General features: G+C 66.6%; 22 protein-coding genes. 18 read left to right on the top strand and 4 right to left on the bottom strand.

Annotated elements, in window-relative coordinates; genetic code table 11:
- Nucleotides 1-52 precede the first annotated feature (52 nt).
- The 17 genes from FIV43_RS03965 (at nt 53) to FIV43_RS03885 (ending at nt 14,331) form a co-directional block, all read left to right on the top strand.
- Nucleotides 53-1,462 carry a CpaF family protein gene (locus FIV43_RS03965; RefSeq protein ID WP_231123678.1) on the top strand — a complete coding sequence of 470 codons (1,410 nt, stop codon included), beginning with the start codon at nt 53-55 and terminating at the stop codon, nt 1,460-1,462.
- Nucleotides 1,459-2,319, top strand: a complete 861-nt coding sequence (locus FIV43_RS03960; protein WP_141013083.1) for a type II secretion system F family protein — start codon at nt 1,459-1,461, stop codon at nt 2,317-2,319. The genes FIV43_RS03965 and FIV43_RS03960 overlap by 4 nt, the downstream gene beginning before the upstream one ends.
- A gap of 538 nt (nt 2,320-2,857) precedes the next feature.
- Complete coding sequence (locus tag FIV43_RS21940) at nt 2,858-3,220, top strand: type II secretion system F family protein (protein ID WP_231123677.1); 363 nt, start codon at nt 2,858-2,860, stop codon at nt 3,218-3,220.
- A gap of 49 nt (nt 3,221-3,269) precedes the next feature.
- Nucleotides 3,270-3,470, top strand: coding sequence for a hypothetical protein (locus tag FIV43_RS03950; protein ID WP_141013082.1), 201 nt, complete (start codon nt 3,270-3,272; stop codon nt 3,468-3,470).
- 7 nt (nt 3,471-3,477) lie between these two features.
- Nucleotides 3,478-3,858, top strand: a complete 381-nt coding sequence (locus FIV43_RS03945; RefSeq protein WP_141013081.1) for a TadE family protein — start codon at nt 3,478-3,480, stop codon at nt 3,856-3,858.
- Nucleotides 3,855-4,244 (top strand): TadE/TadG family type IV pilus assembly protein, encoded by a 390-nt coding sequence (locus FIV43_RS03940; RefSeq protein ID WP_231123676.1) that lies wholly within the window; start codon nt 3,855-3,857, stop codon nt 4,242-4,244. Before FIV43_RS03945 ends, FIV43_RS03940 begins: the two co-directional genes overlap by 4 nt.
- A 28-nt stretch (nt 4,245-4,272) precedes the next feature.
- Entirely contained in the window at nt 4,273-4,713 is a 441-nt protein-coding gene (locus FIV43_RS03935; protein WP_231123675.1) for a pilus assembly protein TadG-related protein, read from the top strand.
- Nucleotides 4,710-6,824 carry a LysM peptidoglycan-binding domain-containing protein gene (locus FIV43_RS03930; protein ID WP_141013080.1) on the top strand — a complete coding sequence of 705 codons (2,115 nt, stop codon included), beginning with the start codon at nt 4,710-4,712 and terminating at the stop codon, nt 6,822-6,824. Before FIV43_RS03935 ends, FIV43_RS03930 begins: the two co-directional genes overlap by 4 nt.
- 1,036 nt (nt 6,825-7,860) lie before the next feature.
- Complete coding sequence (locus FIV43_RS03925; protein ID WP_141013079.1) at nt 7,861-8,856, top strand: DUF4365 domain-containing protein; 996 nt, start codon at nt 7,861-7,863, stop codon at nt 8,854-8,856.
- A gap of 232 nt (nt 8,857-9,088) precedes the next feature.
- Nucleotides 9,089-9,631: a bifunctional DNA primase/polymerase gene (locus FIV43_RS23685; protein WP_181407676.1), complete on the top strand. Its 543-nt coding sequence runs from the start codon at nt 9,089-9,091 to the stop codon at nt 9,629-9,631.
- On the top strand, nt 9,520-10,005 hold the full coding sequence (locus FIV43_RS03915; RefSeq protein ID WP_181407821.1) for a hypothetical protein: 486 nt from the start codon (nt 9,520-9,522) through the stop codon (nt 10,003-10,005). Before FIV43_RS23685 ends, FIV43_RS03915 begins: the two co-directional genes overlap by 112 nt.
- Nucleotides 10,002-10,376 carry a hypothetical protein gene (locus tag FIV43_RS03910; protein ID WP_141013076.1) on the top strand — a complete coding sequence of 125 codons (375 nt, stop codon included), beginning with the start codon at nt 10,002-10,004 and terminating at the stop codon, nt 10,374-10,376. Before FIV43_RS03915 ends, FIV43_RS03910 begins: the two co-directional genes overlap by 4 nt.
- Nucleotides 10,373-11,224, top strand: coding sequence for a hypothetical protein (locus FIV43_RS03905; RefSeq protein ID WP_141013075.1), 852 nt, complete (start codon nt 10,373-10,375; stop codon nt 11,222-11,224). Before FIV43_RS03910 ends, FIV43_RS03905 begins: the two co-directional genes overlap by 4 nt.
- Nucleotides 11,225-11,234: 10 nt before the next feature.
- The gene (locus FIV43_RS03900) at nt 11,235-12,209 is read left to right on the top strand and encodes a ParB N-terminal domain-containing protein (protein WP_181407675.1); all 975 of its coding nucleotides are present in this window, start codon (nt 11,235-11,237) and stop codon (nt 12,207-12,209) included.
- A gap of 28 nt (nt 12,210-12,237) precedes the next feature.
- The gene (locus tag FIV43_RS03895) at nt 12,238-12,921 is read left to right on the top strand and encodes a hypothetical protein (protein WP_141013073.1); all 684 of its coding nucleotides are present in this window, start codon (nt 12,238-12,240) and stop codon (nt 12,919-12,921) included.
- 2 nt (nt 12,922-12,923) lie between these two features.
- Nucleotides 12,924-14,030 carry a C40 family peptidase gene (locus FIV43_RS03890; RefSeq protein ID WP_141013072.1) on the top strand — a complete coding sequence of 369 codons (1,107 nt, stop codon included), beginning with the start codon at nt 12,924-12,926 and terminating at the stop codon, nt 14,028-14,030.
- Nucleotides 14,031-14,046: 16 nt separating this feature from the next.
- A complete protein-coding gene (locus tag FIV43_RS03885; RefSeq protein ID WP_141013071.1) occupies nt 14,047-14,331 on the top strand; it encodes a DUF6112 family protein in 285 nt (94 codons plus the stop codon).
- Nucleotides 14,332-14,633: 302 nt separating this feature from the next.
- Here FIV43_RS03885 and FIV43_RS03880 read toward each other — a convergent pair whose 3' ends face one another.
- The 4 genes from FIV43_RS03880 to FIV43_RS03865 are packed head-to-tail and all read right to left on the bottom strand — an operon-like array spanning nt 14,634 to nt 16,753.
- Nucleotides 14,634-15,323 carry a DUF4230 domain-containing protein gene (locus tag FIV43_RS03880; RefSeq protein WP_141013070.1) on the bottom strand — a complete coding sequence of 230 codons (690 nt, stop codon included), beginning with the start codon at nt 15,321-15,323 and terminating at the stop codon, nt 14,634-14,636.
- Nucleotides 15,323-15,523, bottom strand: a complete 201-nt coding sequence (locus FIV43_RS03875) for a Sec23/Sec24 zinc finger-containing protein (protein ID WP_141013069.1) — start codon at nt 15,521-15,523, stop codon at nt 15,323-15,325. The genes FIV43_RS03880 and FIV43_RS03875 overlap by 1 nt, the downstream gene beginning before the upstream one ends.
- Complete coding sequence (locus FIV43_RS03870; RefSeq protein WP_141013068.1) at nt 15,520-15,849, bottom strand: hypothetical protein; 330 nt, start codon at nt 15,847-15,849, stop codon at nt 15,520-15,522. Before FIV43_RS03870 ends, FIV43_RS03875 begins: the two co-directional genes overlap by 4 nt.
- Before the next feature lie 58 nt (nt 15,850-15,907).
- Nucleotides 15,908-16,753 carry an NYN domain-containing protein gene (locus FIV43_RS03865; protein ID WP_141013067.1) on the bottom strand — a complete coding sequence of 282 codons (846 nt, stop codon included), beginning with the start codon at nt 16,751-16,753 and terminating at the stop codon, nt 15,908-15,910.
- A gap of 202 nt (nt 16,754-16,955) precedes the next feature.
- Here FIV43_RS03865 and FIV43_RS03860 point away from each other — a divergent pair, with 202 nt between their 5' ends.
- Nucleotides 16,956-22,394: a hypothetical protein gene (locus FIV43_RS03860; protein WP_141013066.1), complete on the top strand. Its 5,439-nt coding sequence runs from the start codon at nt 16,956-16,958 to the stop codon at nt 22,392-22,394.
- The last annotated feature ends 38 nt before the right edge of the window (nt 22,395-22,432 follow it).

Genomic DNA, 22,432 nt, shown 5'->3' with positions numbered 1-22,432 from the left:
TCTCAAGACTCCGCTCGCGAGACTGCCGCTCTTCGTCCAGACAGTTCCGCCCGTGGGCGAACTGAACGGTGTCAGCCGACCGGTGGGGACCGTGGCACACCTGACGGCCGTGGGCACCACATCTCTCGGCAGCACCGTCGACTGGTCGCTGGTCTCGGCGTTGCGGGCGCAGGCATCCGAGCAGCTGAGTCAGGCGGTCGCGGCCGACCGTGGTCGCCTGAACAAGATCGCCCAGGAGGAGCTGGGACGCACGATCGTGCTCGACCTGATCGAGGGCACCGTCTCCGACCGGGTGAACGCCGGAATGACGACTCTGCCCGGGTCCGAGCAGGACGCGTTGGCCCGAGCCGTGTTCGATTCGTTGTTCCGGCTCGGCCGGCTCCAGCCGTTGGTCGACGACGACCGGGTCGAGAACATCATCATCACCGGCCACGACAACGTCCTGCTCGAACTCGTTGACGGCAGCCTGGTCGACGGGCCGCCGGTGGCTGACTCCGATGAGGAGCTGATCGACTTCCTGGTCTTCATTGCCTCACGCTCTGAGGTCAATGCCCGCGGGTTCTCCGAAGCGCAACCGCGCCTTCACCTGCGGCTCGACGGTGGCTCGCGTCTGGCGGCGGCAGCGTGGGTGACCCCTCGTCCGTCTGTGGTCATCAGGCGGCACCGGCTCATGGAGATCACTCTCGATGATCTTGTCACCCGGCAGATGCTCACCCCTGTCGCTGCGTCGTTCCTCCGGGCGGCGGTGCGGGCGCGTAAGTCGATCGTGGTCTCCGGCTCTCAGGGTGCCGGGAAGACGACTTTGGTCCGGGCGTTGTGCGCCGAGATCGACCCGTTGGAGGCCATCGGCACCTTCGAGACCGAGTACGAGCTGCACCTGCACGAGCTTGGTCGGCACCGGATTGTGCACCCGTGGGAAGCCCGTCCCGGCTCGGGCGAGCGCGGGGTCGACGGCCGGATGGCAGGTGAGTTCACGCTCGATGACGCCTTGGTCGATTCCTTCCGCTTCAACCTCGCGCGCCAGATCGTCGGGGAGGTCCGGGGCAAGGAGGTCTGGGCGATGATCAAGGCGATGGAGTCCGGCACCGGCTCGATCTCCACGACCCACGCCTCCGACGCGGTCGCGGCGATCCGCAAGCTGGTGACCTGCGCGATGGAGGCCGGGCCGCACGTCACCCACGGGTTGGCCACCAGCAAGCTCGCGTCAACCGTCGACGTGATCGTCCATCTCGACATGCGTACGCTCACCGAGGGCGGACGCCCGACCCGACGACGCAGGGTCGCCGAGATCATCGCCCTGGACCCGGGCGAACGCGAGACCGGGTACGCCACCACGCACGTGTTCTCCCCCGGCCCCGACGGCACCGCCGTACCGTCGGTGCTCCCCGACGCCTACCGCGCACTCACTGGGTACGGATTCGACCTCAACACCTACCTGGCCCAGCAGGAGGTGCGTCCGTGATCGTTCTCGTCCCAGCTCTGTCCGGCGCCCTGGTCGTGGGCGGCCTAATCGCGCTCGTGGTCGGGCTGCGCCCCTCCCCCGTCGTCGAGCGCCCCACCCGCCCACACCGAGTCCGGAAACTCTCCAAGCAGGCCCGCATGCTGCTCCTCGCCGGGGTCGCCGCAGGTGTCGTGGCGTTCCTGGTCACCGGGTGGGTGCTCGCCATGGCCGTCGTGCCGGTGGCTTTCGCGGGACTCCCGGTCCTGCTGTCCTCGTCCTCGGCCGCGCAGCGGATCGAACGGTTGGAGGCGATGGAGGAATGGACCCGATCGTTGTCCGGGGTCCTCACCGTCGGGGTTGGCCTGGAGCAAGCCTTGGTCGCCACGCTCCGCTCGACCCCGGCCGCGATCTCCCCCGAGGTCACCCGCCTGGTGGCACGTCTGCGTGCCCGCTGGAACACCGAGGATGCGCTGCGCGCGTTCGCCGACGAGCTCGACGACTCCACGGGTGACCTGGTCGCCGCGAACCTGATCCTGGGTGCTCGCAGGAGGGGCGCAGGGCTGGCCAGCGTGCTCGAAGGACTGGCGGAATCGGTCGCCGCCGACGTGCGCGCCCGGCGTCATGTCGCGGCCGACCGCGCCAAGCCACGGGCCACCGCCCGGTGGGTGACCATAATCAGCGTCGGAGTGCTGGTGGTCCTCGCGGTGTCGGGAACCTACGTCGAGCCGTACCAGAGCCCACTGGGCCAGGTCATCCTCATCGCACTGTTGGCGATGTACGTCGCGACGCTCGTCTGGATGAAGCGAATGGCGATAGGACGGGCGATGCCCAGGTTCCTATCGCCCGTCCCAGCCACGCCCAGGGAGGACGCAGCATGACCACCGGACTCCAGCTCGCCCTGCTCGCCGGCGCACTCCTTGGTCTCGGCCTCGTTCTGCTGGTGGCTCGGCTCCTGCCGGCCGAGCCGGACCTCGCCGAAGCGCTGAGCCGCCTCACGCCCACCCGAGCGCGGTCCAGCAGCATCGGGCCCGTTACGACCGCCACGGGCAAGGAACGGATTGGGGTCTGGGCGATCCGGGTGCTGCCGCCGGCAATGTGGGTCAGGACCCCCACCCGGGAGCTGGCGCTGTTGCGGATCCCGCTCGCGCGGTATTACGGCGACAAGATCGTGATGGCGCTCATGGGCCTGGTCATCCCGCCGCTGCTCGCGTTCTTCTTCGCGACCATCGGTCTCGGCTTCCCTGTGGCGGTCCCGGCCATCGCCTCGCTCGGACTCGCGGTGGTGATGTTCTTCCTACCCAACTACAACGCCGTCGACGACGCCCGGAAGGCACGGCTCGAGTTCGCCCGAGCGCTGGGGCCTACATCGACCTGGTTGCCCTGGAGCGCAACAACGGCTCGGGTGTACGCCAAGCCATGGAGTCGGCCGCCGAGGTCGGTGACTCGTGGGTCTTCACCCGACTCTCCGAGGAGCTCACGCGCTCCCGCTGGTCCGGCCAACCACCCTGGGACGCCCTGCACGCGCTGGCCGACGAACTGGGGCTACCGGAGCTCGACGACTTCGCCGACATCATGCGGCTCTCGGGAGAAGAGGGCGCCTCGGTCTACACCAACCTGCGTGCCCGCTCGGCCGCGATGCGCACCGCGATGCTCAACGACGAGATCGCCGAAGCCAACGCGGTCGGTGAGCGCATGACCATCCCCGGCTCGCTGCTCGGGGTCATCTTCATGGCGCTCCTGGTCGCCCCGTCCGTGCTGCGGATGTTCAGCAACACCTAACAACCACCACCCCTACGAAAGGGAACCCATCGAGGAAAGGGAAACACCTATGAACCGACTGCTCGCACTTCTGCTGAGGCTGCATCTCAGTGCCGACGACTGGGCCGACGCGCGCCTGCGTCCCCGCGACGAGCGTGGCTCGGTCACGACCGAGCATGTGCTCTGGGCGGTGGCGGTCATCGCCATCGTCGGCATCGTGGTCGCCGCTCTGAAGGCGTACGTGTCCAGCCAGGCCGGCAACATCAAGTAGCCGGCCCATGCGCACGAGGGACGAACGCGGCTCGGCCACGATCGAGCTGGTCATCCTGCTGCCCGCCCTGTTCGCGGTGATGTTCCTGGGGATGCAGGCCGCGTTGTTCTACCACGCCCGGACGGTGGCCATCGCTGCCGCGACCGAGGGCGCCAAGGCTGCGGGCGGCGAGGCCGGTAAGGAGACGGACGGCGTTTCGGCTGCCAACGCCTTCATCGACGAGGCCGGCGGTGACGACGTGCTGAAAGGCGCGAGCTCGACCGCCAACCGGAGCGCCACCACGGTCACCGTGACCGTCACCGGACACAGCCTCAGCGTGATCCCGGGCTGGAATCCGGTCATCGTCCAGTCCGCGTCGTTACCGGTCGAGAGGCTGACCGCGCCGTGACGACATGGTCGAGGAAGCAGGACGAGCGGGGATCGGCGGCGATCGAGGCCGTCGTCGGCGTACCCGCGTTCGTGTTGTTCGTCGGGTTGATCATCTTCGGCGGGCGCACCGCTACCACTCACGCGGCAGTCGAGGCCGCTGCCGCCGACGCTGCCCGCACTGCCTCAATCGCCCGCTCCAGCTCCGAGGCGAAACAGGAAGCGGTCGCTGCCGCAGAGGCGAGCCTGGCCAACCAAGACATCCACTGCCTGAACGTGCAGGTGGTCGTGGACGTCGGGACTTCAGCAAGCCCGTCGGAACGGCCGGCTCGGTCACGGCAACCGTCGAATGCCTCCTCGACCTGGCTGACCTGTCGGTGCCGGGGGTGCCGGGAAGTCGCATGGTGAAGGCCGCGAGCACCTCCCCGCTGGACACATGGAGGGAACGCGGATGAGGCGCCGTCCTCGCGATGAGCGCGGCTCCATCAGCATCTGGCTGGCGGTGTCCGCGTTGGTGATGATGATGCTGGTCGGGCTCGCGGTCGACCTGGGCGGCCAGGTCCACGCCAAACAACGAGCACACGACATCGCGGCCGAGGCAGCCCGGACCGGCGGCGAACAGGTTCAGGCCGCACCCGCCATCCAAGGCGACTACGTCGCGGTGAACCCGATCGCCGCACGACATGCAGCCGAGGACTACCTCGCGGCAACTGGTGTCTCCGGGACCGTGACCATCAGCGGCGGCGACACGATCACGGTCCACGTGACCGACACCTACCGGCCGAAGTTCCTCAGCTTCATCGGCATCGGCGACCTGAGCGTCAGTAGCCAAGCCTCGGCACGATTGATCCGAAGCCTCGGAGGCAACGAACGATGACTCAACCCACCCTTGGCCAGCGGCTGCGAGGTCTCGCCGCCACGCTCGTCATCCTGCTTCTCGTCGCCGGCGTGCCCTTCCTGCTCGTCGCCATCGGCGCCGCACCGTGGAACGCCGACCCCGGTGAACTCGGCACCCTGCTCTCCAGCCCCGACGACGGCACCCTCGCCATGACGGTCATCGCCGCGGTGGCCTGGATCGCATGGATCGTGGTCGCCGCCGCAGTGGTGCTCGAAGTCATCTCCCGGGTCCGCGGACTACCGGCTCCGTCACTTCCCGGTCTCGGTGGGCCGCAACGGGCGGCCGGTCAGCTCGTCGCCGTCGCTGCTCTGCTCTTCGTCGCCGCACCGACCATCGTTGCGGCCTTCCCAACCGCGCCCGCCCCCGCCGCGGCGGCTGCGCCGGTCTTGGACGACAAGCCTGCTCCCGCGGTGGTTTCGGCTGCGCCCGTCCTCCCCCGGGCTGCGCCCGTCCTGACTCAGACACCGACCAAGCACACCTCGACCACCGAGTACACGGTCAAGCGCGGCGACAGCCTGTGGAAGATCGCCGAACGGCTGCTCGGCGACGGCACCCGGTTCCCGGAGATCGTCGAGCTAAACCAGTCCGTGCTCAACGGGCGACCCGACTTCATCCTCGCCGGCACCGTGCTGAAGGTGCCCCACGACGTCGCCGAGCCCGTGCCGGTTCGTCTGGCGGACATGTACGTCGTCCAGCCAGGAGACACCCTGTCCGAGATCGCCGAGGCCGAGCTCGGCAACCCGCTGCGCTACCCCGAGCTCTTCGAAGCCTCGCGGGCCACCGTGCAGCCCGACGGCGCGCGACTGACCGATCCCGACCTGATCCGGCCGGGCTGGCAGATCACCATCCCAGGGCAGGCCAAGCACAAGGCCGAGGTCCCCACGAAGCCTCCGGTCGTCGTCGATCCGCCAGCGCACGAACCGCCCGGCGACACGCCGTCCGAGGAGCCGACATCAGAGCCGACCGCCACCGCAGATCCACAGCCCGAACAGACCGCCGCCTCTCACAGCGCAGAAGACGAAGTCGAGTCGTCCTCCCCCGGATGGCTGCTACCTGGGCTGACCGGCGGTGGCGCAGCGCTGGCCGCGCTTGTCCTGCTCACCGTCCGCGCCCACCGCAACACCCAACTCCGCTACCGCCGACCCGGACAGACCATCGCCCCTCCTCCACCCGAGCTCCGAGCGGTCGAGAAGACAGCCTTCGTCTCCGGCGCTCCGCTGACCACCACCATCGGAGATCTCGACCGGGCACTGCGGCACCTCGCCGGCGAATGCGCCGACTCCGGCACCGCGTTGCCCCAAGTCGTCACCGCGACGCTCACCAAAGGCACCGTGACCCTCCATCTGGGCGCAGATGCCGACCTCCCCGAACCGTGGACGGGCACAGACACCGAGTGGTCTCTCGACCTCTGCGAAGCGCTGCCGGATCGAGGTGACGTCCTGCCGCCCTATCCGCTGCTCGTCACCGTCGGCCAGAACGACGACGGCCTCCAGCTGGTGAACCTGGAACACCTCGGCGTCGTGACGCTCGCCGGCGACCCGGAGCGCACAAGGGCACTCGCCCGCCACCTCGCCGCCGAACTGGCACTCAACCCATGGTCGACCATCGTCGAAGTCGACGTCATCGGCCTCGGGGAAGAACTCGCCGAGCTCGAGACCCTCCGGATGCGCCACCAGTCAGACGGGGAGCAGGTGCTGCCAGCTATCGTCCATGACCTCGCCGCATCGTTGGAGAACGGATGGGGCGACCCAGACCCCTACCGCGTAGTCATCACGACCGGCGACGGGTCGTCCGAACTCGCACCGCTCCTCGTCTCACCCTCGTCCCGAATCGGGACAGCGTTGGTGTCACTGGCTGCACCCCTCCCTGGATCCACGATCTTCGACATCGACCACACCGGCCTCCTGTGCGCTCCTGTCCTCGCCCTCAAGGTCGAGTGCGCCGGGCTCACCAGCGAGGAGGCGAAGGCGTGCGCCGCCATCGTCGACCTCACCCGCGAGAGCGAGCCCGTGGAGGTCCCGCCCTTCGAGCAGGCCGCCGACGGCTGGCGAGCCTTCGCCGACCAAGCGGGGCACTGCGCGAAGAGCTGACCGACGTACGCGACGAAGGCCCGGCCGGCGAAGACTCACTCCTACCCGAGCCGGCCGAGCAGTACGTCGAGGCGGGAGCGACCACCGTCGAGGACGTCGAGCGTCTCGCCCCGGTCGTCCCAGAGCAGGTTCGCCAAGCCGTTGAGGAAGCCGACCCCACGCTTGACGATGACGTCGCCGACTGGTTCAACGCCGAGGTCGAGCGGCCCCGGCTCATCCTGCTCGGCGAGGTCAACGCGGAGGCGTTCGGCGAGGTCAAACCCGTGATTCTCAAGCGCCGTCCGTATTTCGTCGAGATCCTGGCGTACCTCGCCTTGCACCCCAAAGGCGCGACCGCCAGCGACGTTGCGGACGTCTTCGGCATCGCCGCGTCGAGAGCAAGGACGGATGTCAGCTCGCTGCGGGACTGGCTCGGGACGAATCCACGCACCAACCGTCCGCACCTCCCCGCCGCGAACGAATCGCCGACCTACCTGGAGTCGGGCGTGAAGACGTACCAAGTCCAGGACGTGCTGGTCGATCTCGACTTGTTCAGACGCCTCCGAGCCCGTGGCCAGGCTCGCGGCGCCGCGGGCATCGACGCCTTGAAGACCGCGATCTCTTTAGTCCATGGCCTGCCGTTCAGCCTGCTGCGCGAGAAAGGTTGGAGCTGGCTGCTCGACACCGAGCGGGTCCACGAGACCATCGGGTGCGCGATCGTCGATACCGCCCACATCCTCGTCCTCGACGCTCTCGCCAAGGGAGATCTCGACCTCGCCCGCGAAGTCGCCGAGACCGCCTGCGAAGCCGCACCATACGACGACATCTGCCGACTCGACTTGATCAAAGTCGCCGCCGCCGAGGGACACGGCCAAGCAGTCGAGAGGATGCTCGCCGACGACGTCTTCAACCGCACCGACGACCACCTGCCACCCATCGGTGTTCCCAAGCGGACCGGAGACGTCGTTGGCAAGGAGGGTTGGGGACAGCGCCGCAATAGGGTTTGACCGCCCGTGTCATATGAGTTGGCGCGGGACCACTCGGACAGACTTGGCCTATGAGCGACTTGCCGCGGGTGACGGAGACCGACTTCACCGAGATGAAGGGCGTCGATCACGTCGCGATGACGGCAACGCGGGCGAGGTGTATCTGGCGCCCCACCCCGCTGCGCGACGTCGGAATCGACGGAACGATCGAATACGTCACCCCCGAGGGGCTCACGCCTGGCCGACTGATCGCGGTGCAGGTCAAGGCCGGCGAGTCACGCTTCAAGGATGCCAAAGTTGAGTGGGTGCCTTTCTACCCCGAGAAGAAGCACCGCACGTACTGGATGGAGTACCCGTTACCAGTCATCTTGGTGCTGCACCACCCTGTGACCGGCGAGACGATCTGGGTAGACGCTCGCGAATCACTTCGTGCTAGTCCAGACATTGCGGCTATCAAGGTGCCCCGCAACCAAGTCTTCGACGGCGAGGGCGTCCTTGATGCGTTGGCGATGAGCGGCCCGTTGCCCACCGGACAGTTCGACGTTCAGGCTGTCCTGGCTGAGATGGCTCAGCCGGAACCACGAGCTCAAAACCTCTGCTATCTCTACCTGTTCGCTCAGGGGATGACTGACATCGCGACGTCACTCTATGTGTCGGTAGAAGTTGTCACCGAGATCCTCGATGTCGTCTCCGCAGAGTGGGATCCGCCGAGATGGAGCCTCGGCGAGGATGAGTTCGGCTTTCTGGACCGATATCTGGACTTCCTGGTCCAGCACGACCTAGCACGGATCGACTACTCGGCGTGGCGTCAGGCGCGCGAACGGGAGCTGGTCGGCAAGCTCTTCGCACCGCTTACCCCGAAGGGCAAGGCAGTCCGCGACGCGATCATCGCGATTGATGATTCCTTGCCGACCCGTACCGATCCAGACTCGCGGGCAATCGTCGAGCGGTTCGTCCAGATGATATTCAACCCGACAGGACTCGACGAGGTCTCGCTTCGTCAAGAGCGAATCGAACTCGTGCGTAAGAATCTCGCAGCGACGGACGACGCCATCGCGACGGAGTAGGCAACGCGCACTCCGTGGCAGCTTGCGCACGCAGAGCAGGCGCCCCTCCGCGGGACACTCGTGGCACAACACACTCTCCGAGATTTGTCGATTCTGAGAGGGCAGAGCAGCTACCCGGCCCGTGACCTGCGAAAACATCGGCTAGCGCCCTCCGCCCGTCCTGCGCCCGTCCTCGGAGGGGCGCTCTCAGGAGGGGCGTGTTTTGGTGCGCGGGCTGAGGACAGTCGAGTGCATGAACAACGTGCACAAGCCGGCGGCCACAAGAGCCCGGTGGAGCCCGCAGCTCCTGAACGACCTCGCCAGAGCGCCGGACCTCGCGACCGCGGCCGCGCACCTCGGGGCCAGTGCCGTTCCGGTCTTCCCGTGCGTTCCCGGCGGCAAACGCCCGCTCACCCCTCACGGCTTCCAGGACGCCAGTACTGACCTCAGCGTGATCAACTCCTGGTGGCGGCACCAGCCCGACGCGAACATCGGCGTCCCGACCGGGACGGCCGGCGGAATCGATGTGGTCGACGTCGATGTGCACGACACGCATTCCGGGTACGCCGCCTTCGAGCATGCCCGCCGTGCCGGGTTCGTCGAGGGGTGGGCCTGGATGGTGCGGACTCCGTCCGGCGGTCTCCACGCCTACTTCCTCCGCACCGACCATCGCCAGCAGCGCTCGTGGCAAGTACCCGGCAAGCACATCGACTTCCGCGGGACGGCGGCTACATCATCGTGCCGCCCTCCCAGGTCACCAGCGAGGACGGCGTCAGTCGCAGCTACCAGCAGATAGCGGTCGCGGAGAATCGCCGCCCCGGACCGGTCGACGCCGCCGGCCTGCGTGGCTTCCTCGATCCGCCCCGGCCGATGCGCCCGCCGCCAGACCTCCCCGCCAACGGAGCCCGCCCCGACAAGCTGGCCGCCTGGGTCGCCTCACGACCGGAGGGTGCCCGCAACGGCGGCCTCTTCTGGGCGGCCTGCCGCATGGCCGAGGAAGGCCACGACCTGAGCACCACGACGTCAGTCCTCGGCGAGGCGGCGTTCGCCGCGGGCCTGCCGGAGCGAGAGGCGATGTCCACGATCCGGTCGGCATACCGGATCGCGAGGCGGCTCGGCACGGTGACAGAGCCGCGCCCTACGAACGCGGTTGAGGCGGTGGCGCTGTGAACGCGCCGGACCTCTACGAGCGTCGCCTCGACCGCACGCTTCCCGAACCCGCTCCGACGCCCGAACCCGACACGGCAGTGGAAGCTCTGGCCGTCCACCGCGATCCCTCCGTGCCGACCGTGGAGGCCAGGCAGGACCCTAACCGCGCTCAGCCGAGTGTGGCGTGGGTCCGGCCCAGCGAAGTGCCGACCTTGCTCGGCTCCAAGGTCGTGCGCCGCGGCATTGATCTCCAGGCCGAGCTGACCCGCCGCGCTCGACGTACCCCCGGCGCCGCCGTCGCGAACGCGTCGCGCCGCGTCACTCGCACCTCGATCGCTCGACCCGACCCGGCGAGCCCCACCATCACCGACCAGGAAGGACTCGGGCTATGAACCTGCCCGCCTATGCAACCGCCGAGGGGCTGCGGCTTCTCCTGCTCGACCTCGCCTACGCCGGACCGGGCGCGTGGCAGACCAGTCCGGAAGCCGCCGAGCTGATGACCTACACGATGGACAAGTACGCCGGCCTGGCCCACAAGTACGGAACGGAGCCCACCAACGCCGCTGCGGCCGCCTTCGAGGTGATGCGGATGCGCTCCACCCGCGTTGCCGAAGACCCGTGGGCGGTCGTCACGCACGCCGTCGAGCTGACGCTCATCTACGAATCGCGCGCCGAGGGCCTGCTCTGCTCGTCCGGGCAGGCACGCAAGACCGCCGGCCTCGAGTACCACGACGCCGAGAGGTTCGCGGATCGCGAATCGGAGATCGCGGACTATCACCCTGCGTTCCACTTCTTCGCCACGATGGCCGACCCGTACGCACCCGCCCCGAAGGACACACCGGACGGTGAGCCGACCAATGCGTTCTTCGCTCTCGACACCGTCGTGGAGTATTTCGTCGACCTCGGTTGGCCGCCCGCCAGTGCGCGGCTCGCGATGGAGTACATCGCCGCTCGACTCAGTCGCTGCGGCAAGCCCGAGATCGCCTACAAGTCGCTGCTCCGAGAAGGCGACGGCCCGGGCTTGCTAGACATTGAGCAAGACGCGTGGATCGACGTGCTCCGCGCCGTACTCGGTGACTCACACCCTGACTTCGAGGGCACTACGCGAAGCCACGGACTCCTCAAACAAGCAGCAATGGGCTTTCCCGTCACCGAGCTCTTCGACGATCGCGGACTCGTCCACATCGTCGAGGCGGCAGCACCGGACTTCGACACCGAGCCAGGTGAGAGCTATGTCTGAACGCGGTCACATGGAGCTCGACCGCTCGGTCGGGTCCATCGTCGTGGGCGAACGTCACCGCCGAGACCCGGGCGACCTCACGCCGCTCATGGATTCGCTGAAGCGCGTCGGATTGCTCCAGCCCGTCACCATCACCCCCGACGGCTACCTCATCTGCGGCTACCGCCGCCTCCAAGCGGCCAAGAAGCTCGGCTGGCACACCTTGCGGGTGTGGGTGCGGTCCGGGATCAGCGACGAGCTGACCCGGCTCCTCGCAGAGCGGGACGAGAACACGACGCACAAGCCGCTCGCCGCTGATGAGGCAGCGAAGCTCTACGCCGAACTGCGAGTGCTGATCGACGAGGACGCCCAGCGGCGTATGAGGGCCACGCAGTTCGGGTCCAGAACCGACGAAACCGCAGGTCAGCCCGGCCCCGCTGATTCAGCGGGGCCGGAGACGTGTGGCCTCGGAGACGCCCGCCGGCGGGCTGCCGAAATGGTCACAGGCAAGGCGTCGTACGCCCGTCTGGAGCAGATCCTGGCGATGGAGCGCGTGGCGGCCGACCGCGACCTCCCGCAGCACGTCCGGAAGGTCGCCGACGTCGAACTGGCGGCGATCCGCAACGGCGGTCCGGTCGATCCTGGCTACCAACGCGCGATGGCCGCCAAGAGCATCGCCGCGATGATGGCTCCTGGCGCCGAGGACGAGCTCAACGAGGAAGCCGAGAAGGCCCTCCAGCAAGCCAAGGAGGACCGGCGCCGCCGCATCCAAGAGAACAAGCGGCGGCGGGAGGAAGAGGCCGCCAACCGCAAGCGCTCCACGCGCTCCTTCAACCTCAAGTGGGCCGAGATGGACGGCTGGTCCAAGAAGTACGACGTCGAGCAGATCGCCCACGAGATCAAGCCCGACGACTGGGCACTCTTCCTCCGCGTCATCGACGAGACCAAGTCGTTCGCCGACGCGGTCGCCCTCGCGCGCGAGTCCGGCGACACACCTGAGTCGTGACCACACCGACTCACCGAAGGCCCCACCGATGCTCTACTCGAGAACTCCCGACGACCTCCGCCAGCGTCGTCTGATCGTCGCAGGCATCACGACGGCGCTGCTTCTGATCGCGGTCGTTACGTACGCGGTCCTCGTCCACCAGGGCCACCACGCGCCGAGCCCGTCCCGACCCGAAACCCAGTCCGACTCCGTCGAGCCAGCACCCGTCGAGGAAGCCACTCGTGCCACCCGGCTCCCGGCGCTGCGGCCGACGTCAGACCCGGAGTCCTTCGCGCGCCAGGTCGCCGAGGCGCTCTTCGCGTGGGACACCGCAACCCTCGTCGGACGTGACGACCACATCGAGCAGCTCATCAGGCTCGGTGACCCGACCGGCGAGTCCACGGTCGGGCTCCTGGCTGATCTCGGCAACTACCTTCCGACACGGGACGCCTGGGTCGAGCTGACGAAGTACGCAACCCGCCAGTGGCTCTCCCTCGACACGGTCTCGATCCCCACCAAGTGGGCCGAAGCCCAGGCACAAGCCGGCGACGCACTCCTGCCCGGAACGACCGCCTACACGATCCACGGCACCCGGCACCGCACCGGCGTATGGGCAGGTGAACCGGTCAGCTCCGAGCACGCCGTCGCCTTCACTGTCTTCATCGTGTGCGGCCCGTCGTACCCGAAGTGCCACCTTCTCCGGATCTCCGAGCTCGACAACCCGCTGGACTGACCATGGGCAAGCTCGTCGCCGCCGCGCTGGTCGCCGTCCTCCTCGGGCCAGCGAGCATGCTGCTCGGACTCGGCGCCCTCATGAACCCAGCCGCACAAGCCTCCTGTCTCCCGTCGAGTCCCGTGGTCGAACAGACCCCCGACCACCTCAGTGCGACCCGGACCGACGGAATCACGGTCACCCTCGGCCAAGCACAGCTCACCCGCGCCGCCACCATCGTCAGCGTTGGATCGGGCACCAAGGACGTCGGCCGCGACGGCATCGTCATCGCGCTCATGGCCGCCCTGACCGAGTCGAGCCTGCGGATGCTCTCCAACACCAGCGCCTACCCCGCCTCGGCCAGCTACCCCAACGATGGCGACGGCGGCGACCACGACTCTCTCGGCCTGTTCCAGATGCGGCCGAGCACCGGCTGGGGCAGCGTCGCTGACCTCATGGACGCCGAGTACCAGGCCCAGGCGTTCTTCGGCGGCCCCAGCGGACCCAACCACGGCTCGCCCCGCGGCCTTCTCGACATCCCCGACTGGAAGCTGCTGCCCAAGGGCTCCGCCGCTCAGGCTGTCGAGGTCTCCGCCTTCCCCGACAGGTACGCCGCCTACGAGCCGGTCGCGGCAGCGATCGTCGACTCGCTGGCGACCGGCACTGCTTCGGGCTCCTGCGGAGACGACGAGGACGCCGGCGTACCCCTGGCGTCGGGGTTCGCCGGCGCGTTGATCGCCGCAGCGAAGACGCAGCTCGGGAAGCCCTACGTGTGGGGCGGCGGCACCTACACCGGACCCTCCGGAGTCGGCTCAGACGGCCGCGGACCAGGGTTCGACTGCTCCGGCCTCGTCATGTACGCCGCCTACCAGGCATCCGACGGCAAGCTCCGGCTCCCGCACTACTCCGGCGCTCAGCTCACCTTCGGCCGTCCAGTCGGCTGGGACGACAAGCAGCCCGGCGACCTCATCTTCTTCACCCACCCCGGATCGTCCGCGCCACATCACGTCGCGATCTACGTCGGGGACGGCAAGATCCTCCAGGCACCGCACACCGGCGACAACGTGCGGTTCGGCACCGTCTCGGAGTTCGCCGGCGAGACCATGACTCTGCGGCGGCTGGGTGCGTGAGAGACACCTGCTGACTATGACCAGTAACGTGCTCCCACTCGTCGGCCCGGACTTCGGGGCGGTCGGTGGCTCCAGCCAGCTCCGCTCGATCGTCGGCGCGCTGCTTACCTACGGCCTCATCATCTCTGCGCTCATGGTGATCGTGTGCGCAGCCAGCTGGGCGATCAGCTCGTCGAATGGGAGCTGGCAGACCGCTAGCAAAGCCAAAACCGGCCTCCTCGTCGCTCTCGGCGGAGCGGTCCTCACCGGCGGCGCACTCGCCTGGGCGAACTGGCTGCTCGACGTCGGGGCGACCTTATGACCGATGAGCAGCTTGCCTTCGAGATCGAGGGATCCTCCGTGAGACTCCCATCAAGGCCGCACCGGAATGGCACGGTGCTCCGCGGCACTCATAGCGGGGTCGTAACTCGCGGGGGCAGTCAACTCTCGGTTGAACGCTTTGTCGACACGAAGACGTCTCGTGCTCACGGGCGTTGTGTTGCCGTCCTCAACCCCGCCGCATCTCACGCACGAAGACCCAGATGAGCCAGAGCCCTCCGGTCACGACGATGAGAACCGCGTCGAATGCAAAGTGAACGACTCCATAGTTGCGGGCCATGATCTTCACTCCTCGTTCGATGCCGTGCTGGCGGCTGACGTGTCGACGGCGGTGGTATCAAATGTGACGGTGACGTTCTCGTAGCCGAGCGCGTTGAGGAACCCTTCGAGCATCGACTGCGTGTTCTCCTCGGCTCTCTCTGCGAGCTCCGTCGCCTGGGCGGCGTCGCCGATCTTCTGCTCGGCGCTGCGCATGACCTCAAGTTGGAAGTCCGGGTCGTCGTCCCCGAGCCAGTAGTCCTTGAGCCGGTCGAACCACCCCTGGTCGTCCATGACGAAGTGACCACTGGCGAGGTGAAGGTCGGCGGCGGCGAGTTTCGGTGCGGGCAGAGCGATCTGAACTGTCGTCTTGTCCGGACCTACCTTCACCGCATCCTCACCAAGGGTCGCGAGGTCCACGTAGACATCGACGCTGCCCGTGCCGACGAAGATTGCGTGGCGACCTGACAGCCAGTCCGGCACATGCTGTACGTCGTCCTCCAGGTCCACGACCACCTCGAAGTTTCCTTGGGCGGCGTGGTACTCGCTGAGCTTCTGGATCGACTTCAGCAGCGGCGGTTGCGAGTTGTCGATGCGCTGGTGACTGAACGGGGCGGGGATGTGAATCCCAAGGGCCTTGGCCGCCACAAGGAGAGCTACTCCTAGGCCCAGGATCGCCAGTGGGGTCAAGAGCCGCCCGATGAGCTTGGTGAACATTAGGATCTCCCGAGCTTGGACGGATCGAACTTGGCCAAGAACTCCCAGGGGTCGAAGATGGCGCCCTCGGAGATGGGGTTGTCGTGGCCACACTCGGCGCACTCCCAGACCTCGTTGTTGTCGTCGAAGCCAGGCTGCTCGCCCAGGTCGGCGTCACACTCGTCGCAGTACCAGTCGACGTCGGGGAACCGCGCGCTCACTGGATGTCCCCCTCGTGGCCAGGCTCGTCACCGGAGGGTGGTGTCTCTTCTTCGGCGGGAGCGTCGGCCGCACTCCCACCGACAGCCCTGAGTTTCGCCTTCGCTGCTTCCGCGCGGGCTGCACGCTCCGTCTTCCACTCCTGGTAGGAACGTGTGCCGCAGCGTGCCGCCACTAGGACGAGCGCTCCGCCCCCCGCGCCGATTGCGAGCAGGAACGGTGCCGCGCCAGCCACAGCATTGCCTTCGATGTCCGCGATCAGGTTGTCGACCCCGCCCGCGCGCTTGGCCTCCGTCACGATGTCCTGATACTTGCCCAGGTTTCCCATCAGTTCGTTCCTCTCTCTCGTGTATGCGCTTTGGCGGCAACCGCTGCCGTCATGCGTGTCATGCCGCCACCGCAGCGGTCGACGTGGAGCCGGCGAGGCTCGCCTTCAGCAGGTTGAGTCGGCGGAGGTTCTCGCGCCGCTTCGGGCGGACCTTGAGCCGGACGAGCGTGTGCACGTCCGCGGCGGCCGCCAGCTCTCGCGAAAGCATTGAGCGCCGCTCGGGTGTCTCGGCCGTCACGACCTGGACACTCAGACCGAAGGCCTTGGCACGGTGGGCGAGGTCCGCGAAGGCGTGGTCGCCACTCACGATGACGAGTTCGTCGTAGTGACGGGCGACCTGGTGGAGATCGACCGCACCGAGGAGTGCGCGGTCAGCGCCGTCCGGTGCGTTGGCACCCGTCACCCACCTCACGTTCGCGCCGGTGATGGTGGTGCGGTAGCGCTCGGCGACACCGCGGCTGGCGCCCACCACAACGTGGTCGTGCGGAGCGATCCCGGGAGCCTGACCCTTGAGAATGTCCCAGAAGGTCGCCACCTCCTCGCACGTTGCCTTCGCGCCGCGAGTCGGGTTCTCAATGTCGACCAGGAAGTAGCGGCGCTTGCGCGTCGAGAGTGACTCCGTGAACGCAACAGCCGGGACCGATGCCGGCACGGCACCCTCAGTGGCGGGCGTGGTGGCCTGACGGGTCTCGACGTGCCAACCGCGGCACTCGGGGCAGGCGAACATGCTCGACTCACGACCCTGTTGCCCGGAGGTGAACGCCTTCGCTGCGTCACGGGCTTGGTGGCGGTCCCGGAACCGCGCCAGGCCGGTCCCCGCGCACTTGGGGAGCGTGTGCTTGCGGTGCCTATTGCCGCGGCCCGTACGAGTATTGGCGTTGAAGTTGATGCTCACTGTGTTCATCGGCGTATCTCTCTCAGTAGAGCCCCATCTGGGCTGGTGACGCCAAGAGTTCGCCGAGGCATTCGAGGCATCAACGGAGCGCAATGCCGTGCGATGCCACGCGATGCCACAGACCCGCTATCGAGACCCCCAAGTACGCCGACGGTCGCCTCCCTGCGTGGCGCCGGTGCGGGTGACCTGGTGCCGACGTCATAATCAGGACATGGCAGACGGCGACGAACTCAAGGTCAACGCCGCGCTCCTAAGGGCACTCGACCTCGATCCTGACGAGGGCGGAGAGCCTTCGCTAACCCTGATCTTGGCCGCCTGTATCCAACAACTGGCCGTCGAGTGCGGCCTGGTTGAGCGGGAGGACGACAGGTTCAGTTGGGTGGCGCACGCCATCCCGGGCGAGCCTCTACGGGTGCTGACCGACGTCATCTGCGACACCGACTCAGAACTGACCGACGACGTCGTGCGTGATTGGCTTTACGACGGACTCCTGGGAATCTCCGAGGACTCGGTCGCGCGCAAGTCTCTGAACAAGTCCAGCGCTGTCTCTCGGGACGAGGTGCTGGCGTTCTCGCAGGTCTACTGGAACCTGGAGGCCGATGGGCGCCGCACCGAGCTACCCATCCGATCGGGCCAGAAACTGGCGAACGGCCTGATGGCTCGGATCAAGGACCCGAACGCGGACATAGACCTCGCCTGCCTGGACCTGAAGAACCGAGCCGCGCCAGCCGGATTCCCGAAAGGAGGTGGGGCCTACTACGCCCGAGGCGCACGCATCGCGGTGCTCATTGCAGACAGAGTCACCCGAAACAACTGGACGCCGCCCGACGGACAGGCACGGCTCCGCTCCACCCAAACAGGTCGTGGAGCCGAGTGGTCAATCGTCTGGCCGACTCGCGAGCATGTGGATACACACCGTCCTTCCCGCAACGATGTCGCACCCGTGACGCCTGCCGGCCTCACATCCCGGGCGCGAGCTCGCCATGTAGTCGACAGTCTTGAGCAGGATATGCGTTATGCCATCGAACGATTCGTTCCCGATGAGCTCTCGCCGACAGAGATCTTCGGGCCCCTGTACGACAAGCTGATGGCGCGACGGGCCAGCGTCGACGCACCAGACGCCGAGGCGCTGACCGCGTACTTGCATCCCCAGGAATCCCGCGACGTCCTTCTCCGCCACGTCGATGCGTTGCCGCCCGATCTCGTGGAATCGCTTCGGTCGGCGGTCACGTCGTTCGACGATTTCATTCCTGTGAGGAACCGCATCGTTCGCGGACGACCGCTTCAGCCGGACGATCTCGACGAGACCGAAGCCTTCGTCGAGCGCTTCCGATCTCCTCAGTTTCCACTAACGACCGCCGCGCTGCAGCAGCTTGCGACCGATGCCGGGTGGCAGCCGAAAGCTCGCGCAGGATCCGGGCCCCTGGACCTGGTGCTAAACAACCTGCCCGAGGCTGACTTCGATGAGACGGGCCTCCTTGGTCGCGAGCAACTGGTCACCGAGGTCGTCGCGATGGTCAAACGACGCCGATACCCGATCATGCTCCGGGGCGAAGGGGGCATCGGCAAGACAGCGCTCGCACTGGAGGTCGCTTACAGGCTCCTCGACGATCCCGAATCTCCGTTCGACGCAATCCTCTGGACATCACTGAAGACAGAGCAACTCACGACCGCGGGCATCCGAGACCTCTCCAACGCTCTGCGTGACGTAGCCGGCGTTGCCACTGCTATTGGAACAGCTGTGGATCGCACATTCCGAGGTGGCATCGAGGAACTCGGCGCTGCTATTGGGGAAATGAAGACCCTTATTGTCGTCGATAACCTCGAAACCCTTCACGGCGACGAGTTCTTCGCTCTCGATGACGCACTCAGTGACCGCGACGTGACCTTCCTCTTGACGAGCAGGGTTGGGACGGGCGACCGCACACAGACGCGGGATGTCGGACCATTGGACGAGGCCAGCGCCACCCAGCTGTTTCGCAACTTCGCTCGCAGCAGCGGTTCCTATGACCTGTCTGAATGGACCGCCGAGAAGATCTCCACCACGCTGCGTGACCTCCGCTACTCACCGCTCGCGATTCGCTGGTACATCCTGAGCGTCGCGGCCGGGAAGCCGGTATCCGATCCGCTTCGCAATCAGGATGAGCTGCTGAGATTCTGCGTCGGCAACGTCGTCGAGGCCCTCGGAGACGAGGAGACACTCCTACTCCAGGTGCTCCGCGTGGTTGATCGCCCGATCTCATTCGATGAACTTGCCGTGATCTCCGAGATCGACATTGATGCTCTACGACGCGGCGCACAACGCTTGACTCAACGGTCGCTGCTGGTTCGTACCCAAGCCCCAAACGGCGACGACTCCGAACTCCTGAGCCTCTCATCCACGGCAAGGAGCTTCCTGCCGCCCGTGCCGGAGTCCGGCGTACTGGAGGACGTGTACAGACGGGAGAGGGAGTACAACCAGGACCGCGCTCTCGAGGCTCAGTGGATCGCCGATCGCGGTAGGTACTTCGATCCGAACCTCATCTTCGAACGCTCTACGAGCGATGGCCCGGTTGCACATCTGCTCCACCGCGCGTTGCGCGAGAGCAAGACAGGCAATCCGACCGCCGCGGCCGCGACGCTCGACCGCGCGCGAGCCATCAACCCTGGATACTTCGAGGTTGATCGCGTAGAGGCGTTCTTCGCGAGCACCAGCGGGAGAACGGTGGCAGCTACAGCTCTCTTTCGATCTGCGCTGAGCAAGTGCGAGAGCGAGGAAGAGCGTTGCTGGGTGGGCTACTTCTACTCCGCCCATCTTGCGCGCGCCGTCCGCGACATCCCTGCAGCTATCGACATTGCCGAAGCGACGCACAACTACTTCACGACGTACGACACGGCACATCATCTCGGCAACTTCTACTTCTGGAACAACCAATTCACCCAGGGCAAGCAACTGATCGAGTGGGCCCTTGAGCATGCACCAACCGCCGAGTTCAAACGGAAGGCAACGACGTCGCTCGTGAAGTGCCTCCAACAGTGGAGCGATGCTGACCTGGCCAACAATTCTCCCGCCGACGCGCTAGCGAACGCACTTCGTGCCGTGAGCGTTGGCCTCGAACTTCACGACTCCGGCTCAACCGACGACAAACTGGTTCGGGCTGTTAACGGAGCCCTCGTGAGCGCCCTGAAGGCAGCGCGTAGGGCAGCCGAGCTCTCGCCCGAGGACGAGCGAGCGCTAGCCCACGCCGTCACCAGAGCGAACGATGACACCCGACTGCGCCAAAACGATTCCTGGGGCTTCGTCGAGTTCACCCTGGCCACGCTCACTCCGGAGATGCGAGAGAAGGTGGCGCCGGGCGTCAGCGTGGCGCACGTTGATTTCGCACCTAGGGAGCGGCTTCGCGGAACCGTCGTCAACGTCCGCCAGAAGTACGGCTTCATCGCCCATCCACACTTTCCCGAAAACATCTTCTTCCAGGCAGGCTGGCTGCAGCCCCCAACAGAGATGGCGGATCTGTCGGCAGGGTCACCGGTCCACTTCACCCCTTCAAGGAACGACAAAGGCCAAGATCAAGCACGCAACGTCATGCTCGTAGAGCAAGACGTCGAGGGCGTTCCAGCCGACCGGCCATCCCGCCAGCCAAGATCCGCGTCACCTCAGGTCGAGGACGATGAGACGCTCACGGCGGTCGTCGATGACGTCCGCCGGATCTTTGGCGAATTCACGCGGCCGGCAAAGCTCCTGGAGGTATCCACTCTTCTCGCCCGCGCGCTCGGCGACGATGCGAAGCAGGCTCGGGACAAGTTCAGGTCCTTCAAGGCCTTCCTTGAATACGCCGTTCCGAGCGCACAGATCGTGACCGATCCCCGGCACGGACGGGTGGTCCTCCCCGAGGGCGTTCCCCCCGACCAGCCCCTCCCCGATACCTGGTTCTCAACACCGCTGATCGACGACGACCCGGAGCTCACAGCGACCGTCGCCAACGAGGCACTCCGGATCATCAGCGAACTCTCGCGGCCGGCGAAACTCCCGGAGGTCTCCGCGCTCCTGACCCGCTCACTGGGCGATGAAGCCAAGAGAACCTGGACCAAGTACAAGACCTTCGAAGCGTTCCTTGCCTATGCCGTTCCGAGCGCTCAGATCCTCCCGGATCCCCGGCACGGACGGGTGGTCCTCCCCGAGGGCGTTTCCCCCGACCAGCCCCTCCCCGATACCTGGTTCTCAACACCGCTGATCGACGACAATCCGGAGCTCACAGCGACCGTCGCCAACGAGGCCCGCCGGATCATCAGCGAACTCTCGCGGCCGGCGAAACTCCCGGAGGTCTCCGCGCTCCTGACCCGCTCACTGGGCGAGGACGCCAAACGCACCTGGACCAAGCACAAGGGCTTCGACGCTTTCCTTGAATACGCCGTTCCGAGCGCTCAGATCGTGACAGATCCACTGCACGGGCGGGTGATACTCCCCGAGGGAACTCGCCCTGACCAGCAACTCACCGACACCTTGTTCGCAGGCCCGCTGATCGACGACGACCCGGAGCTCACAGCGACCGTCGCCAACGAGGCACGCCGGATCATCAGCGAACTCTCGCGGCCGGCGAAACTCCCGGAGGTCTCCGCGCTCCTGACCCGCTCACTGGGCGATGAAGCCAAGAGAACCTGGACCAAGTACAAGACCTTCGAAGCGTTCCTTGCCTATGCCGTTCCGAGCGCTCAGATCCTCCCGGATCCCCGGCACGGACGGGTGGTCCTCCCCGAGGGCGTTCCCCCCGACCAGCCCCTCCCCGATACCTGGTTCTCAACACCGCTGATCGACGACAATCCGGAGCTCACAGCGACCGTCGCCAACGAGGCACGCCGGATCATCAGCGAACTCTCGCGGCCGGCGAAACTCCCGGAGGTCTCCGCGCTCCTGACCCGCTCACTGGGCGAGGACGCCAAACGCACCTGGACCAAGCACAAGGGCTTCGACGCTTTCCTTGAATACGCCGTTCCGAGCGCTCAGATCGTGACAGATCCACTGCACGGGCGGGTGATACTCCCCGAGGGAACTCGCCCTGACCAGCAACTCACCGACACCTTGTTCGCAGGCCCGCTGATCGACGACGACCCGGAGCTCACAGCGACCGTCGCCAACGAGGCACGCCGGATCATCAGCGAACTCTCGCGGCCGGCGAAACTCCCGGAGGTCTCCGCGCTCCTGACCCGCTCACTGGGCGATGAAGCCAAGAGAACCTGGACCAAGTACAAGACCTTCGAAGCGTTCCTTGCCTATGCCGTTCCGAGCGCTCAGATCCTCCCGGATCCCCGGCACGGACGGGTGGTCCTCCCCGAGGGCGTTCCCCCCGACCAGCCCCTCCCCGATACCTGGTTCTCAACACCGCTGATCGACGACAATCCGGAGCTCACAGCGACCGTCGCCAACGAGGCACGCCGGATCATCAGCGAACTCTCGCGGCCGGCAACGCTCCCGGAGGTATCCACTGGCCTAATCAAGGCGCTCGGCCCTGATGCCAAGCAGGCCTGGGCCAAGTACAAGACGTTCAAGGTTTTCCTTGCGAACGCCGTCCCGAGCGCCCAGATCGTGCCGGATCCTCGGCACGGATTTGTGATCATTCCTGAGGCGGTTGCAGCCGACAACTCACACTCTGATCCGTCTTCGAACGGCTGACTTGCTCCGGGCCAGCCGTGGCTGCCAGTGCTTGCGAT

Origin of the sequence: Nocardioides sambongensis (assembly GCF_006494815.1) — a bacterium.
Lineage (GTDB): Bacteria > Actinomycetota > Actinomycetes > Propionibacteriales > Nocardioidaceae > Nocardioides > Nocardioides sambongensis.
Note: the sequence above shows the minus strand (reverse complement) of the source record. Positions and strands in the feature narration are given on the sequence as shown.